Below are 15,290 nucleotides of genomic sequence, written 5' to 3'. Positions count from 1 at the left end.
GTCCATTCGCCATTTAGGCTGGTACAGCGCACAGCTTGCCTACGAAGGGGGCGCGCGAGGCTCATGACCGGCGTTATGAAGCGGATGGCGATGATCTTCCGCGCAAAGGCGAACAAAACGCTCGACAAGTACGAGGATCCTCGCGAAATGCTGGATTACTCGTACCAGAAGCAACTTGAGCTGTTGCAGAAGGTGCGTCGTGGTGTGGCCGACGTCGCGACCTCCCGCAAGCGCCTCGAACTCCAGCTCCGCCAGCTCGAGCAGCAGGCGGCCAAGCACGAGGACCAGGGCCGCAAGGCGCTGTCGCTCGGACGCGAGGACCTGGCGCGCGAGGCTTTGACCCGGCGTAGCGGCATCCAGCAGCAGATCGGCGACCTCCAACTGCAGTACCAGCAGCTGCAGTCGGAGGAGGAGAAGCTCACGCTGGCCTCGCAGCGGCTGCAGGCGCGCGTGGACGCGTTCCGGATCCGCAAGGAGACCATCAAGGCGACGTACACCGCCTCCGAGGCGCAGGCCAACATCGGCGGCGCGATCGCCGGCATCTCGGAGGAGATGTCCGACGTCGGCCTGGCGATGCAGCGTGCGGAGGACAAGACCGCGCAGATGCAGGCGCGGGCCGGGGCGATCGACGAGCTGCTCGCCTCCGGCGCGCTCGACGACCCGACGGGGATGACCAAGGACGACATCACCGCCGAGCTGGAGCGGCTTTCCAGCGGGTCCGATGTCGAGCTGGAACTCATGCGCATGAAGCAGGAGCTCGGGCAGGCGCCGACGCCCGCACCGCAGGCGCTGGGCCAGGGGCAGCCGCAGGCCCTCGGCCAGGGCCGGCCGACCGCGCCCGGTACGCAGGCGCCGCAGCAGGCCGACCCCGAGTACCACCCCCGGTTCGAGAAGCAAGGGGAGTAACCATGATCGTCCGCATCATGGGGGAGGGGCAGCTGGACGTCGCCGACGAGCACATCGCGGCACTGGACCTGCTGGACAACGCGATCGAGTCGGCCGTCGAGGCGGACGACGAGGCGGCGTTCCGCGCCGCGCTCGTCGCCCTCCTGGACCGGGTGCGCGAGGTGGGCACGCCCGTGCCGGACGACGTGCTCGAACCTTCGCAGCTGATCCTCCCCGCCGCGGACGCGCACGTGGACGACGTCCGCGAGTTGTTCAAGGAAGGCGGGCTGATTCCCGGCTGAGTCCGGCCCGGTCCGGGCGGGGCCCATGCGGGCCCGGTGCGCCGCCCGGACAAGGTCGGTCAGCTTTCGGCGAGCCGGTGCCGCAGCATGGTGACGGTCCCGTCGAAGGTGCGGGTCTCGACGAGTTCGAGCCGCCGACGCAGGCCGGACTTCCGCAGCACCGGGCGTCCACCGCCCAGCAGCACCGGATGCACGAAGATCCGGTACTCGTCGACCGCACCCTGCTCGGTCAGGTACGACGCCAGTTCCGAGCCGCCGAACAGCACCAGGTCCCGCCCGGCCGCCTTGATCGCGGCCAGCTCCGCGACCACGTTGTCGTTGACGACGCGGGTGTTCCAGTCGGCCTTCTCCAGCGTGTGCGACACGACGACCTTGTCCGCCGCCCGCCACACCGGCGCAAACGCCAGGTCGTGCGGGTGCTGCGAGTGCTCCTCGGCGTTCGGCCAGTACGACGCCATGAGCTCGAAGACCACGCGGCCGTAGAGGAACACCTTGTCGCCGCCGGTCAGCTCGTGCGAGTAGGCGGAGAGTTCCGGGCCCATGGACGGCCAGTCGAACTCGCCGTTCGGCCCCTCGATGTAGCCGTCGAGCGACTGGTGCACGAAGTGGATGAGCTTGCCCATGATGATCGTCCTGCCTTTGCGTCGGTCCTGATGCGCCTTCCCGGCGCGCTCTCGACCGGTACGTCGGAGCCCCTCGACGCTTCTCGACACCTCTCGCGAAATTTCCCGAACTTTTTCGTCCGCCCTGCGGACCACCTGTAGAGACCCTCACTGGGAACACGCGCTCACGAGGTGGGCAGCGGAACGGGCCCGGTCGGGGTGCCGACCGGGCCCTTCGCGGGAGCTTCGGTGCGCTACGGGAGCGCGAGCATCTGGTTGAGCGCCTGGTTGGCGAACTTCTGCGTGTCGGGGTCGACCTGGATGCGGTTGACGACCTTGCCGTCTACCAGGGATTCCAGCGCCCACACCAGGTGGGGCAGGTCGATGCGGTTCATCGTCGAGCAGAAGCAGACGGTCTTGTCGAGGAACACGACCTGCTTGTCCGGGTGCGCGTTGGCGAGCCGGCGGACCAGGTTGAGCTCGGTGCCGATGGCCCACGCGCTGCCGGGCGCGGCCGCGTCCAGGGCCTTGATGATGTATTCGGTCGAGCCCACGTAGTCGGCCGCGGTGACGACCTCGTGCTTGCACTCCGGGTGCACGAGCACGTTCACGCCGGGTATGCGGTTGCGGACGTCCTCGACCGAGTCGAGGCCGAAGCGCCCGTGCACCGAGCAGTGGCCGCGCCACAGGATCATCTTGGCCGCGCGGAGCTGGTCGGGGGTGACGCCGCCGCCCGGCTTGTGCGGGTTGTAGACCACGCAGTCGTCGAGCGAGAAGCCCATCTCCAGCACGGCGGTGTTGCGGCCGAGGTGCTGGTCCGGCATGAACAGGACCTTCTCGCCCTGCTCGAAGGCCCACTCCAGGGCGCGCTTGGCGTTGGAGGAGGTGCAGATCGTGCCGTTGTGGCGGCCGGTGAACGCCTTGATGTCGGCCGAGGAGTTCATGTACGAGACGGGGACCGTCACGTCGGCTATGCCCGCGTCGGTCAGGACGTCCCAGCACTCCTCGACCTGGTCGTACGTCGCCATGTCGGCCATCGAGCATCCTGCTGCGAGGTCCGGCAGAATCACCTGCTGGCCGTCGTTGGTCAGGATGTCCGCGCTCTCGGCCATGAAGTGCACGCCGCAGAAGACGATGTACGGAGCGTCCGGCCGGGCGGCCGCCTCGCGCGCGAGCTTGAACGAGTCGCCGGTCACGTCGGCGAACTGGATGACCTCGTCGCGCTGGTAGTGGTGGCCGAGGATGAAGACGGAGTCGCCGAGCTTCTCCTTCGCGGCCCGGGCGCGCGCGACCAGCGTGGGGTCGGCCGGGTTCGGCAGGTCGCCGGGGCACTCGACGCCGCGCTCGCTGTACGGGTCGGCGCCGCGGCCCAGGAGCAGCAGCGCCAGCGGGGTCGCCTCGACGCCCGGCGGCAGGTCCAGATCGTTGGTCGCGGTCACGGTGCCCATCCTTTTCGTCTAACTGACGCAATGGATACTACCTTGATTTCGTCGGATTGACGAGAGTGGGTCCTGCTTACACGATTCACGCGACGCGGCTCACAATGCCGGGCCCGCCCCGCCACGGTCGGCGGTATGCGACCATGAACGGATCGGGCCTGGAATAGAAACCAGGGCACCGTTCGTTGCGGACGGTGATAGCCGTATCCAGCACCGAACCACCACGTGGGAGCTTCCAGATGACGGTCAAGGACGAGACCACGACCAGTGGCGTCATCCTCACCGATGAGGCCGCGGCCAAGGTCAAGGCCCTGCTCGAGCAGGAGGGTCGCGACGACCTCGCGCTGCGCGTGCAGGTCCAGCCGGGCGGCTGTTCCGGTATGCGCTACCAGTTGTACTTCGACGAGCGCTCGCTCGACGGCGACTCCGTCCAGGAGTTCGGTGGCGTACGTGTGGTCACCGACCGCATGAGCGTTCCGTACCTCGGCGGCGCGACCATCGACTTCGTCGACACCATCGAGAAGCAGGGCTTCACGATCGACAACCCGAACGCGGCCGGCTCCTGCGCCTGCGGCGACTCGTTCAGCTGACGCGACCCGTTCGGCCGAGCGGCGCCGGCGGCGATTCGTTCGGCTGATCTTCGGCGGCGGGCGGCGGTGACGCCGCGGGCACCACGAACACAACTGCGGCGGCAGTCCTCACCGAGGACTGCCGCCGCAGTTTGTCGTGCGGAGAAGGGGTGTCAGTCGCCGAACTCCGCGAGGCCGGCGACCATCGCCGCACCGCGCGCCGGGACCTCGACGGCCGGGGCGGTCGGCGAGAACGGCGTCGTCGGGAGGGGCTTGGCGACGTGCGGAGTCGTCCACGACACGTCGATCCGAGCGCAGTCGCCGCGCAGCTCGGCCATCGACTCGGCCTCGGCCTTCGGCGGAAGGTACGAGCGCACCTGGCCGGACGAAGCAGACATTAAGCACTCCTCGCGATGAAGCCGGGATAAATCGCCGCAAAGCCGCGGCCGCGCCCTCAGCCTATTTCGCACACTGCGTGACCGCACCGTCTACCGATGGGTAGTTTCCGGCCGCCGCGCCGCCCCAGTCGCGCGTTCCGGCCGCCCGATCACCCCACCCGCCAGCAAGCGCACGTCCACCGGCGGCAACCGGTCTGTCGCGGCGCGCACCACGCAACCTCCGGGGCCGGTACCGTGAACGGGCCTTCCGGCGCCGGGCCTGCTCGCGGCGCCGCCCCCTCATCCCAGGAGCAAGCCCGTGCGCATCGCCGTGACGGGGTCGATCGCCACCGACCACCTGATGACCTTCCCCGGCCGTTTCGCGGACCAGCTCCTTCCCGAGGAGCTGCACCGGGTATCGCTCTCGTTCCTCGTGGACACCCTCGACGTACGCCGGGGCGGTTGCGCCCCGAACATCTGCTTCGGCATGGGCTGCCTCGGCCTCAGGCCGATCCTCGTGGGCGCCGCGGGCGCCGACTTCACCGACTACCGCTCCTGGCTGGACCGGCACCGCGTGGACACCCACTCGGTGCACATCTCCGAGACGCACCACACCGCGCGATTCCTGTGCACCACGGACGAGGACCACAACCAGATCGCGTCCTTCTACACCGGCGCGATGAGCGAGGCCCGCGAGATCGAACTGCGTCCGATCGCCGAGCGCGTGGGCAGCCTCGACCTGGTGGTCATCGCCGCCAACGACCCCGAGGCGATGCTGCGGCACAGCGAGGAGTGCCGGGAGCGCGGCTATACCTTCGCCGCCGACCCCTCGCAGCAGCTCGCGCGCATGGGCAAGCACGACATCCGCAGCCTGGTCGACGGCGCCGCGTACCTGTTCACCAACGAGTACGAGGCCGCCCTCATCGAGGAGAAGACCGGCTGGTCCAGCGAGGAGATCCTGGACCGCGTCGGCATCCGCGTCACCACGCTCGGCCCCAAGGGCGTGCGCATCGACCGGCGCGGCGAGGCGACCATCCGCGTCGAATGCGCGCTGGAGCGCAAGAAGGCCGACCCGACCGGCGTCGGCGACGCCTTCCGGGCCGGCTTCCTGGCGGGCCTCGCCTGGGGGCTCGACCTGGAGCGCTCGGCTCAGGTCGGCTGCATGCTGGCCACGCTGGTGATCGAGACGGTCGGCACACAGGAGTACTCGCTGCGCCGCGCGCCGTTCCTGGAGCGGTTCGCGCAGGCGTACGGCGACGCGGCCGCCGCGGACGTGAGTGCGCACCTCACCGTCTGAGCGCCGTCCGGTTCCGCCGGAGCCCGGCCGGCACCGCGGGCGATCGCGGACAGCCGCGAACGGCCGCGGATCGGACCGCCGTTCACGAGCGCCGGACGAGGTAGGCCATGCCGCCCGCCTCGTCCGGCCGCTCGCCGACGTACTCGTTGCCGGTCATGTCGCACCACGCCGGGACGTCCAGCCGCGCGGCCTCGTCGTCGGACAGCACCGCCACCACCGCATCCCTCGGCACGTCGCCGATGTGCCGGGCCAGTTCGATGACCGGGATCGGGCAGCGGCGGCCGAGCGTGTCCAGCACCAGCGCGGGGACGTCGTCCGCCGGGACGGCCTCGTCCGCGGCCTGCCCCGCGACGGCCGCCGGGTCCGGGGCCGGCACCGTCGCCGCGCCGCCCGCGCTCGTCACCGCGCGCAGGTCGGCCACGATTCCCGGCAGCACCGCGAGGAAGCGGTCGACCTCGGCCTCCGGCGTGCCCTGCGGCAGCGAGACGCGCACGTTGCCTTGCGACAACACGCCCATGGCTTCCAGGACATGACTCGGCGTCAGCGTGGACGAGGTGCACGACGAGCCCGACGAGACCGCGAACCCGGCGCGGTCCAGTGCGGTGAGCAGGGCCTCGCCGTCGACGTACAGGCACGAGAACGTCACCAGATGGGGGAGCCGGGCGACCGGGTCGCCGACCACCTCGGTGTCCGGGACGGTCCGCGGGACGCGTTCGCGGATCTTGTCGACGAGCAACGACAGCCGCCGGTTCTCGTCGTCGGACGTCGTCGCCATCGCGCCGAGTGCGACCGCCGCCGACACGATCGCCGGGACGTTCACGAACCCGGGTACGCGCCGGGCCTCGCGCTCGTCGTACGGCAGCGGCGAGACGTACCGGGTGCCCTTGCGCACCACCAGCACGCCGACGCCGGCCGGGCCGCCCCACTTGTGCGCGCTCGCGGCGAGCACCGACCAGCCTTCCGGCACCGCGACACGCCCGACCGACTGTGCGGCGTCGACGACAAGCGGAATGCCGCGCGCGGCGCACAGTTCGGCCGCCTCGGCGACCGGCTGGAGAGTGCCCACCTCGTGGTTCGCGCTCTGCACGGCCACGGCCGCGGTGTCGTCGCGCAGCGCGGCTTCGAGCGCCTTGAGGTCCACGCGTCCGGTGCGGTCCACCACCGTCCGGGTGATTTCCCCGCCGCCCGCCTCGTGCAGTTCGGCGGCGTGCAGCACCGAGGAGTGTTCGACCGCGCTGACCACCGCGTGCGCGCCGACACGGCGTCGGCCGGCGAGCGTGCCGAGCAGCCCCAACTGCGCGGCCTGGGTGCCCGATCCGGTGAAGACCACCTCGTCCGGACGCGCGCCGAGTACCGTCGCGACGGTCTCGCGGGCGGCGTCCAGCAGCATGCGGGCCCGCCGGCCGTCGTGGTACTGCCGCGCGGGGTCCGCCCAGCCCTCCTCCATTGCGCTGAGGAAAGCCGAGCGCGCGGCAGTGTTCAGGGGTTCGGCGGAGGCCGCGTCGAAGTACGCCATACAGGGACGGTAGTCCGCCTTCCGGCCGGTGCGTGAACCGGCTGTTCGAGTGCGCGTTCGCGGGTCGCGCCCGGGAACTTCACTCGATCGGACGGCTCATCACATTCCTCTTTTCCGCCACACCGGACCTCGGCGCGCGACCCGAATACCGCTCCAGTAGGGTTGCCCCGCAGAAACATCCAAACCTGCCCGTGCGACGGACCGCCGGGGGATGAAGTTCCCCGTCAGCACGCCGTTATGGGCGAGACATTCGGGAAGGCGCTACGTGAGTCCCTACGGCTCCGACCGCTCGCCGCGGCGCTGGATGCGGCGCAGGGTGCCGCAGCTGCTGGCTCTGGGCCTCGTCACCGCGACCGCCACCGGCTGCTCCGTCGACTCCAAGGATCTGCCCAGACTCGGACTGCCGAACCCGGCGACCGAGCAGGGCCACAGGGTTCTCTCACTCTGGCAGGGCTCTTGGATCGCAGCCCTCATCGTCGGCGTTGTCGTGTGGGGGCTCATCCTGTGGAGCATCGTGTTCCACCGGCGCAGTCGCACGAAGCAGGAGATCCCGCCGCAGACCCGGTACAACCTCCCGCTCGAGGTCCTGTACACGGTGATCCCCGGCATCATCATCGCGGTCTTCTTCTACTTCACCGCGCGCGACGAGACCAAGATCCAGGAAACCACCAAGAGGTCGGACCCGGCGTTCCAGTCGGTCAACGTCATCGAGGTGGCCGCTTTCCAGTGGCAGTGGGCCTTCAACTACAAGGAAGGCCCGATGAACAAGACCGGCGCGGTCTATGACACCGGGTCGACCCAGGACATCCCCACGCTCTACCTGCCGCAGGGCCAGAAGGTGCAGTTCGAGCTGAACTCGCCCGACGTGATCCACTCGTTCTACGTGCCGTCGTTCCTCTACAAGCTGGACGTCATCCCCGGCAAGACGAACAAGTTCGAGATCACGCCCGAGGTCTTGGGCGACTACGACGGCAAGTGCGCGGAGCTGTGTGGCGCCGACCATTCCCGCATGCTCTTCAAGGTGAAGATCGTCACCCCCGAGGAGTACCAGCGTCACCTGGCGCTGCTGAAGGAACAGGGTCAGACCGGGGCCGTTCGCAGCCAGATCAACATGCCGGCCCAGGCTGAGCACACCCCGGGAAGTGAAAAGTGACCATCCTCAACGAGCCACAGAGCGTGGCGGTGGGCGCGACGGGGGTGCGTCGCAAGAAGGCCCCCGGCAACGCCGTGGTCAAGTGGATGACGACCACTGACCACAAGACCATCGGCAGCCTGTACCTCATCACGTCGTTCGTGTTCTTCTGCATCGGCGGTGTGCTGGCGCTGTTCATGCGCGCCGAGCTCGCCCGTCCGGGCACGCAGGTGATGTCGAACGAGCAGTTCAACCAGGCGTTCACGATGCACGGCACGATCATGCTGCTGATGTTCGCGACGCCGCTGTTCGCGGGCTTCACGAACTGGATCATGCCGCTGCAGATCGGCGCGCCCGACGTGGCGTTCCCGCGGCTGAACATGTTCGCCTACTGGCTCTACCTGTTCGGCTCGATCATCGCGGTGGCCGGCTTCCTCACCCCGCAGGGTGCGGCGGACTTCGGCTGGTTCGCGTACGCGCCGCTGTCGGACTCGATCCGGTCTCCCGGAATCGGCGCCGACATGTGGATCATGGGCCTGGCGATGTCCGGCTTCGGCACGATCCTCGGTGCGGTCAACTTCATCACGACCATCATCGCGATGCGCGCGCCCGGTCTGACGATGTTCCGCATGTCGATCTTCTGCTGGAACGTCCTGCTGACCTCGATCCTGGTCCTGATGGCGTTCCCGGTCCTGGCCGCCGCGCTGTTCGCGCTGGAGGCCGACCGCAAGTTCGGCACCCATATCTTCGATCCGGCCAATGGCGGACCGATCCTGTGGCAGCACCTCTTCTGGTTCTTCGGACACCCAGAGGTGTACATCATCGCGTTGCCGTTCTTCGGCATCGTCTCCGAGGTCATCCCGGTCTTCGCCCGCAAGCCGATGTTCGGTTACAAGGGCCTGATCGGCGCGACCATCGCGATCGCCGGTCTCTCGGTCACCGTGTGGGCGCACCACATGTTCGTGACCGGGTCGGTCCTGCTGCCGTTCTTCTCGTTCATGACGTTCCTCATCGCGGTGCCCACCGGTGTGAAGTTCTTCAACTGGATCGGCACGATGTGGCGCGGCTCGCTGTCCTTCGAGACACCGATGCTGTGGACGATCGGCTTCCTCGTGACGTTCGTGTTCGGCGGTCTGACGGGTGTCATCCTCGCGTCGCCGCCGCTCGACTTCGCGGTGTCCGACACGTACTTCGTCGTCGCGCACTTCCACTACGTGGTGTTCGGCACCGTCGTGTTCGCGATGTTCGCCGGCTTCCACTTCTGGTGGCCGAAGTTCACCGGCAAGATGCTGGACGAGCGCCTCGGCAAGATCACCTTCTGGACGCTGTTCATCGGCTTCCACACCACGTTCCTGGTGCAGCACTGGCTGGGTGCGGAGGGCATGCCGCGGCGGTACGCGGACTACCTCGACTCGGACGGCTACACGTCGCTGAACATGGTGTCGACGATCGGCTCGTTCCTGCTGGGCCTGTCGATCCTGCCGTTCCTCTACAACGTGTGGAAGACGCACAAGTACGGCAAGAAGATCACCGTGGACGACCCGTGGGGCTACGGCCGTTCGCTCGAATGGGCGACGTCCTGCCCGCCGCCGCGGCACAACTTCACCTCGATGCCGCGCATCCGTTCGGAATCGCCGGCCTTCGACCTCCACCACCCGGAGATCGCCGCCCTGGACTACCTGGGCGACGACAGGCAGGCCGTCTCGGCGGGCAAGGAGAGTGAGCGGTGAAGTTCACCGGTGCGCTCATGACGCTGGTCGCGCTGTTCATCCTTCCGGTCACCATCATCTATTGGGTGCTCTCGGAAGACCCGACCGGAACCACGGCGCTGGCCCTGGCCTTCGGTCTGTCGATCATGATCGGCTACTACCTCTGGTTCACCGCGCGGCGCAGCGAGCTGCTGCCGCAGGACAACGAAGAGGGCGATGTCGCCGACGACGCGGGCGAGCTGGGCTTCTTCAGCCCGCACAGCTGGGCTCCGCTCATGCTCGCCTGCGGCAGCGCGTTGATGTTCCTCGGCGTCATCTTCGGCTGGTGGCTCTGCTACTTCGGGGCCCCGATCGTCGGAATCGCTCTGTTCGGGTGGGTCTTCGAGTACTACCGCGGAGAGAACCAGAACCAGTGATCCGCTGAGAGGCCCCGGGCCTCGGATCACCAGGACACACGCGAGGCCGGTCACCCAGATGGGTGACCGGCTTCGTCCATTCGGATCATTGCCGGTCGTACCGCAACAAATTGGCCGAGCGATCGCACGCGCATGCGTGTGTGGTGCGGCCCCGGTTCCCGCAGTTGTCACTGTTGTGTGACTGTCTCCGGAATCCGGAACCCCGTGCGCTGAGGGGGCGTCAAAAACAGCGCATACGGTTCGCAGCAGGTCTGCGCAAGCGATAAGGGAGGGATCGCGTGCCCCGCATCACAGGAGCGACGCGTACGGGGGCCACCAGGCTGGCCGCGGGACTGCTCGTCGTACCGCTGGCATTGCTGACCGCGTGTTCGTCGGGCGGTGGGAAGGCCGACCCCAAGGAGTCCGGCGGCGCGATATCCGCCGACCAGGTCGGCGGCGGGGGCAAGAACAAGCCGGCGGCCCCGCCCGCGGCACTGGCCATCGCGCCCGCGGACGGTGCGAAGTCGGTGGAGACCGACGGCGCGCTGGCGGTCGACGCGACGAACGGCAAGGTCACCTCGGTGACGGTCACCGACGCCAAGGGGAAGGCCGTCGAGGGCAAGACGTCGGCGGACGGGGCCAAGTGGACCCCCGCGACGCCGCTGGCCAACAACACCAAGTACACGGTCGCCGCGAAGGCGGCGAACGCCGACGGCGTCGAGGTCACCGCGAACAGCAGCTTCACCACCGTGGCTGCGGGCAAGAACTTCGAGTACTCCTACATGCCCGACGGCGACTCCGGCGCGACGCTGGGCGTCGGTACGGTCATCTCGCTCAAGTTCGACCGGCCGATCAAGGACAAGGCCGCGGTCGAGCGGAACCTGAGCGTCGTCGCCGAGCCCGCGGTCGAGGGTTCGTGGGCCTGGGTCATGGACCACGACGGCAAGGAGCGCGTCGACTACCGCCCCAAGGCGTACTGGCAGCCGGGCACCAAGGTGACCTGGAAGGCCAACCTCGCGGGCGCCAAGTCGGCGGACGGCACGTACGGCACCCAGAACCGCGGCGGCACCTTCACCATCGGCGACTCGATCGTGGCGACCGCCGACCTCAAGTCCAAGCAGATGACCGTCAAGAAGAACGGCGAGGTCATCAACACGCTGCCGATCTCCGCCGGTGGTCCGTCGTACCCGACCTGGACCGGCACGATGGTCGTCATGGACAAGGTCGACGGCATCGACATGAACTCCGAGACGGTCGGCCTGCCCGGCGAGTACAACATGAAGAACGTGCGGTACGCGGTGCACATGACGTCGTCCGGCACCTACGCACACGCCGCGCCGTGGAACGAGGGCAAGTTCGGCAAGCTGAACGACTCGCACGGCTGCATCGGCATGAGCACGGCCAACGCCGGCAAGTTCTTCGACACCGTGAACACCGGTGACGTCATCGAGGTCGTCAACGGGACCGAGAAGAAGGTCAAGTACGGCAACGGCTGGGGCGACTGGAACGCGGACTGGGACACCTGGCTGAAGGCGAGCGCGCTGGCCAACCCCGGTGCCACCATCACCCCGCTGGGTTCCGCCTCGTAACACCCGCACTCCGTGCGCACGCGGGGGCCGTCTCCTGGGAGGCGGCCCCCGCGGCGTTCCCGGACACGGGGCGCGCCCGCGCATACGTGTGATCTTCGAGCCCGAATGGGTGCATCAACGATCCTTCTTGATCAATTCAGGTGACACTTGATCAGACAGTGCCCCCTGACGCAGGAGGTTCCGGGTGCGCGCCATCACGGTTCCCTTCGGTCCCCAGCGCCTGCTGCGGCCGATAGCCCTGACGACGGCGGCGATGCTGGCCCTCGGGGGCTGCGCGATATTCGGGACGGACGCCAAGCCGGCGCCCAAACCCACGGTCAGCACCGCCCGATTCACCATGACGCCGCAGGACGGCAGCGCGGCGGTGGCCCCGGAGAGCGTGGTCACCGTCGGCTCCGGCGGCGGCGTGTTGTCCGGCGTCAGCCTGACGGCCGCCGACGGTACGGCCGTTCCCGGCAGCATCAGCCCAGGCGGCGCCTCGTGGCACAGCGAGAAGCCCCTTCAGTACGGCACCAAGTACACCGTGCAGGCCACCGCCGTGGACGGCCACGGCCTGACCTCGACCCGCAGTTCCACCTTCACCACCGCGACCCCGACGGCGATCGTCTCCGCCAAGGAGGTCCTGCCGGAGAAGGGCAGCACGGTCGGTGTCGGTATGCCGATCAGCATCGAGTTCGACCAGAAGATCGAGGACCCCGCGGCGCGGGAGGCGGTCGAGAAGCGGCTCGTCGTCACCGCCAGCACGCCTGTCGAGGGCGCCTGGGGCTGGGTCGACGAGCAGACCGTTCGGTTCCGCCCTAAAACCTACTGGCCGGCCGGGACCAAGGTGACGGTGTCCAGCGACCTGTACGGCGTGCCCATGGGCGGCGGCGTGTACGGCGGACCGGGCACCATCACGGACTTCACCATCGGCGACGCGTTCGTCGCGACCGTCGACTCGGCCGCCCACCAGATGACGGTGACGCGCAACGGCGAGGTCCTGCGTACCGTCCCGGTGACCACCGGCAAGCCCGGCTTCACCACGCGCGCCGGGACCAAGGTGATCCTCGGCAAGGAGGAGCACGTCCTGATGGACGGCACCACCGTCGGTATCGCCGAGGGCAGTTCGGAGGGCTATCGGCTCGACGTCTACTGGGCCGCCCGGGTGACATGGAGCGGCGAGTACCTGCACGCCGCGCCCTGGTCGGTCGGCTCGCAAGGCAGCGCCAACGTCAGCCACGGCTGCGTCGGGATGAGCACCGAGAACGCACGCTGGTTCTTCGGCGAGGTCAGGGTCGGAGACGTGGTCAACGTCGTGAACACCGGCAGCAGCAAGTCGATGGAGCTGTCCGGCAACGGGTACGGCGAATGGAACATGTCGTTCGACCAGTGGCTCGGCCAGAGCGTGGCGGGCTCGACGACGACGGAGCCGGCGACGGCCGCCTGACGGGCCGCCGGGCCGCATCCGGCACGCGGTCGACCCCTGCACCCGTGGTGGGCGCAGGGGTCGACGGCGTGCCGGCGTGCGGTCGGGGTCGGCCGGTCCGGGCCGGCTGGCGTGGGCCGGTCGCCGTGGGTCGGTTCGGGTGGGTCAGCCGGTCGCGCGGTCGATCGCGGTCTGCAGGATCTGCGGTGCGAACTCGGTGGCGAACGGCCCGCCTTGCAGGTAGCCGAGCACGACCAGCGTCTTGCCGGAGCGGGCGTAGCCCTCGAAGCCGCGGTACGAGTCGGGGGCGTGGTCCCACTTCCAGATCGGGGCGTCCGCGGTGCCCAACTGCGTCAGCGACGCGCCGGGGTACCGCGCCTGGCAGGTTGCCGCGGCGGCGGCGAGCTTCGCCTCGGCCGCCTGGGCCTCGGCCTCGGTGGCGAAGGTCGCGATGGTCTCGGTGACGTTGCCGATCGCCTGCCCCGGGCCCGACGGCACCCCGAAGGAGTGGGAAGTACGCAGCATTTCCGTCGTGGGCGGCACCTCGACACCCGTGATGTACACGTCCGGGTGGCTCGCGTTGACGGTGGTCCACGTCGAGGGAAGGCAGAACACGCTGGGGGACACCCGGTTCTCCGCGGCGGTTCCCGACCAGGTGCCCTGGGCGTACTCCGGCTGGGTCCAGCCTCCGGCCACGGCGGGCAGGTCGGCGGCGCGCAGCGCCTTGGGGGACAGGGGTCCCTGCGTCCCGGCCGGTGGCTCGGCGCACCAGGGCCCGTACGAAAGACCCTGTTCGGCGGAGTACTGCTGCAAGGCCCCCATGGCCGACAGCGGCATCTGCCCGCCCGGCGGGGCGGTCGAATCAGAGGAGGCCGCCGAGCCGGACGGATTGGGCTTGACCTCCATCGGAGCCCCGCCGGGCGGACATGAGGCGGTCGGCCCGGCCGCCTGCCCGGTGGCCTGGCCGTCGGAACCGCCGAGCGCGACGAACCCGGTCGCGATCATCCCGGCGGCCGCCGCGGCGGCGACGCCCGCCGCCGTGCGGTGGCGCAGCTTGCGCCGGGTGCCCCGGGCGCGGGTCTCGCTCGCCGGCGAGATGACAACCGCCGGCTCGATGTCGTCCACCAGGCCGCGGAGGCGGCGGTCGAGGTCGTCGGTCATGGTCATGGTCTCCCTGTCTGCGTGCCTGCGTGTGTACGTCTGCGCGTGCGCAGGTGCGTGCGTGTGTGCGTTGTGACGGGACGTCAGCGGGTGCTGGAGGGGGCTGGGGCGGGTTCGGCGGCGGATTCCTCGCCAAGGTGTTCGGCGAGTGCCTGCCGGGCCCGGAAGAGCCGGGTCCGCACCGCGCCCGCCGAGCAGCCCAGTTCGCGTGCGACCGCCTCGGCGGGCAGGTCGTACAGGTGGAACAGGACGACCACGCGTCGCTGGTCCTTCGGCAGCTTCTGCAGCGCCGCAACCAGGGCCACGTGGTCCGGCCCCAACTCCGGGACCGCGGACGGGGAACCGTGCCGGACGTGGGCCCGTAGCCGGTTCCGTGCCTTGCGCCAGGAACTGACCGCGAGACGCTGCGCCACCACGCGGACCCAGCCGCCGGGATCGCCGTCGGCCTGGAGCCGGGTCCACTTGGCCCACGCCCTGGCGTACGCCTCCTGGACCGCGTCCTCGGCGTCCGCCAGGTTGCCGGTCAGGGCGTAGACCGCCGCGACCATGCGCCGCGCCGTCGCGGCGTAGAACGCGTCGAACTCCGCACGGGCGGTGGCGGCGGACGCCGCCGCGGCCACCGCGTCCTCCGTCGCCCCCGCGTTGTTGCCGGCGTCCCGCGCGTCCCCGGCCGCCGGCTCCTGCCCGGTGCCGGGGGCGGCGCTGTGCCCCGCGTCGTCGTCCCGCATCCCCTGCCGACCCTGCCGCATCCCGTGACCCGTCCCCTTGGCGCCTGCTGACGTCCTATGCACGCGGGAGGGAGTACGGATGTTACGCGGTGGCCGGAAAGGCGCCCAGGAGGCCGCTCAGGGCCGTGCGGGGGCGCGTATGCGGGCACGCAAAGGCCGAGGGCCCCACCGGAGTTCCGGTGGG

15 protein-coding genes are annotated in these 15,290 nt (G+C 69.4%); 9 read left to right on the top strand and 6 right to left on the bottom strand.

Going from position 1 to position 15,290, the window contains the following annotated elements; all coding sequences use genetic code 11:
- Positions 1-75: 75 nt before the first annotated feature.
- Together AB0C36_RS33790 and pspAA are read left to right on the top strand one after the other, a co-directional pair.
- Positions 76-906 carry a PspA/IM30 family protein gene (locus AB0C36_RS33790; protein ID WP_358361893.1) on the top strand — a complete coding sequence of 277 codons (831 nt, stop codon included), beginning with the start codon at positions 76-78 and terminating at the stop codon, positions 904-906.
- 2 nt (positions 907-908) lie between these two features.
- Positions 909-1,187, top strand: coding sequence for a PspA-associated protein PspAA (pspAA, locus tag AB0C36_RS33785; protein ID WP_358361863.1), 279 nt, complete (start codon positions 909-911; stop codon positions 1,185-1,187).
- A gap of 59 nt (positions 1,188-1,246) precedes the next feature.
- Here pspAA and AB0C36_RS33780 read toward each other — a convergent pair whose 3' ends face one another.
- The gene (locus tag AB0C36_RS33780) at positions 1,247-1,810 is read right to left on the bottom strand and encodes a dihydrofolate reductase family protein (RefSeq protein WP_358361859.1); all 564 of its coding nucleotides are present in this window, start codon (positions 1,808-1,810) and stop codon (positions 1,247-1,249) included.
- Positions 1,811-2,043: 233 nt separating this feature from the next.
- Positions 2,044-3,237 carry a quinolinate synthase NadA gene (gene nadA, locus AB0C36_RS33775; RefSeq protein ID WP_358361856.1) on the bottom strand — a complete coding sequence of 398 codons (1,194 nt, stop codon included), beginning with the start codon at positions 3,235-3,237 and terminating at the stop codon, positions 2,044-2,046.
- A gap of 230 nt (positions 3,238-3,467) precedes the next feature.
- Between nadA and AB0C36_RS33770 the strand changes: the two genes are divergently transcribed.
- Positions 3,468-3,818, top strand: a complete 351-nt coding sequence (locus AB0C36_RS33770; RefSeq protein WP_235055879.1) for a HesB/IscA family protein — start codon at positions 3,468-3,470, stop codon at positions 3,816-3,818.
- A 152-nt stretch (positions 3,819-3,970) separates the two neighbouring features.
- Here AB0C36_RS33770 and AB0C36_RS33765 read toward each other — a convergent pair whose 3' ends face one another.
- Positions 3,971-4,195, bottom strand: a complete 225-nt coding sequence (locus AB0C36_RS33765) for a hypothetical protein (protein ID WP_358361853.1) — start codon at positions 4,193-4,195, stop codon at positions 3,971-3,973.
- Positions 4,196-4,493: 298 nt separating this feature from the next.
- Between AB0C36_RS33765 and AB0C36_RS33760 the strand changes: the two genes are divergently transcribed.
- A complete protein-coding gene (locus AB0C36_RS33760) occupies positions 4,494-5,471 on the top strand; it encodes a carbohydrate kinase family protein (protein WP_358361851.1) in 978 nt (325 codons plus the stop codon).
- 82 nt (positions 5,472-5,553) lie between these two features.
- Here the strand turns inward: AB0C36_RS33760 and AB0C36_RS33755 are convergent, their stop codons facing one another.
- Entirely contained in the window at positions 5,554-6,987 is a 1,434-nt protein-coding gene (locus AB0C36_RS33755) for a cysteine desulfurase/sulfurtransferase TusA family protein (protein ID WP_358361849.1), read from the bottom strand.
- A 265-nt stretch (positions 6,988-7,252) separates the two neighbouring features.
- On the opposite strand from AB0C36_RS33755, the gene ctaC reads away from it, so the two are divergent.
- From ctaC to AB0C36_RS33730, 5 genes are all read left to right on the top strand, one after another.
- Positions 7,253-8,140 carry an aa3-type cytochrome oxidase subunit II gene (gene ctaC / locus AB0C36_RS33750; protein ID WP_358361846.1) on the top strand — a complete coding sequence of 296 codons (888 nt, stop codon included), beginning with the start codon at positions 7,253-7,255 and terminating at the stop codon, positions 8,138-8,140.
- A complete protein-coding gene (ctaD, locus tag AB0C36_RS33745) occupies positions 8,137-9,849 on the top strand; it encodes an aa3-type cytochrome oxidase subunit I (protein ID WP_358361843.1) in 1,713 nt (570 codons plus the stop codon). Before ctaC ends, ctaD begins: the two co-directional genes overlap by 4 nt.
- The gene (locus tag AB0C36_RS33740) at positions 9,846-10,244 is read left to right on the top strand and encodes a cytochrome c oxidase subunit 4 (RefSeq protein WP_358361841.1); all 399 of its coding nucleotides are present in this window, start codon (positions 9,846-9,848) and stop codon (positions 10,242-10,244) included. The genes ctaD and AB0C36_RS33740 overlap by 4 nt, the downstream gene beginning before the upstream one ends.
- Positions 10,245-10,522: 278 nt before the next feature.
- Positions 10,523-11,812, top strand: coding sequence for a L,D-transpeptidase (locus AB0C36_RS33735; protein ID WP_358361837.1), 1,290 nt, complete (start codon positions 10,523-10,525; stop codon positions 11,810-11,812).
- A 184-nt stretch (positions 11,813-11,996) separates the two neighbouring features.
- On the top strand, positions 11,997-13,238 hold the full coding sequence (locus AB0C36_RS33730) for a L,D-transpeptidase (protein ID WP_358361834.1): 1,242 nt from the start codon (positions 11,997-11,999) through the stop codon (positions 13,236-13,238).
- 144 nt (positions 13,239-13,382) lie between these two features.
- Here AB0C36_RS33730 and AB0C36_RS33725 read toward each other — a convergent pair whose 3' ends face one another.
- Together AB0C36_RS33725 and AB0C36_RS33720 are read right to left on the bottom strand one after the other, a co-directional pair.
- Complete coding sequence (locus AB0C36_RS33725; protein ID WP_358361831.1) at positions 13,383-14,384, bottom strand: hypothetical protein; 1,002 nt, start codon at positions 14,382-14,384, stop codon at positions 13,383-13,385.
- A gap of 77 nt (positions 14,385-14,461) precedes the next feature.
- Positions 14,462-14,926 (bottom strand): RNA polymerase sigma factor, encoded by a 465-nt coding sequence (locus tag AB0C36_RS33720; protein ID WP_435839169.1) that lies wholly within the window; start codon positions 14,924-14,926, stop codon positions 14,462-14,464.
- Positions 14,927-15,290: the final 364 nt, after the last annotated feature.

Origin of the sequence: Streptodolium elevatio, from assembly GCF_040649515.1 — a bacterium.
GTDB lineage: Bacteria > Actinomycetota > Actinomycetes > Streptomycetales > Streptomycetaceae > Yinghuangia > Yinghuangia elevatio.
This window is presented reverse-complemented; position numbering and strand designations above follow the sequence as displayed.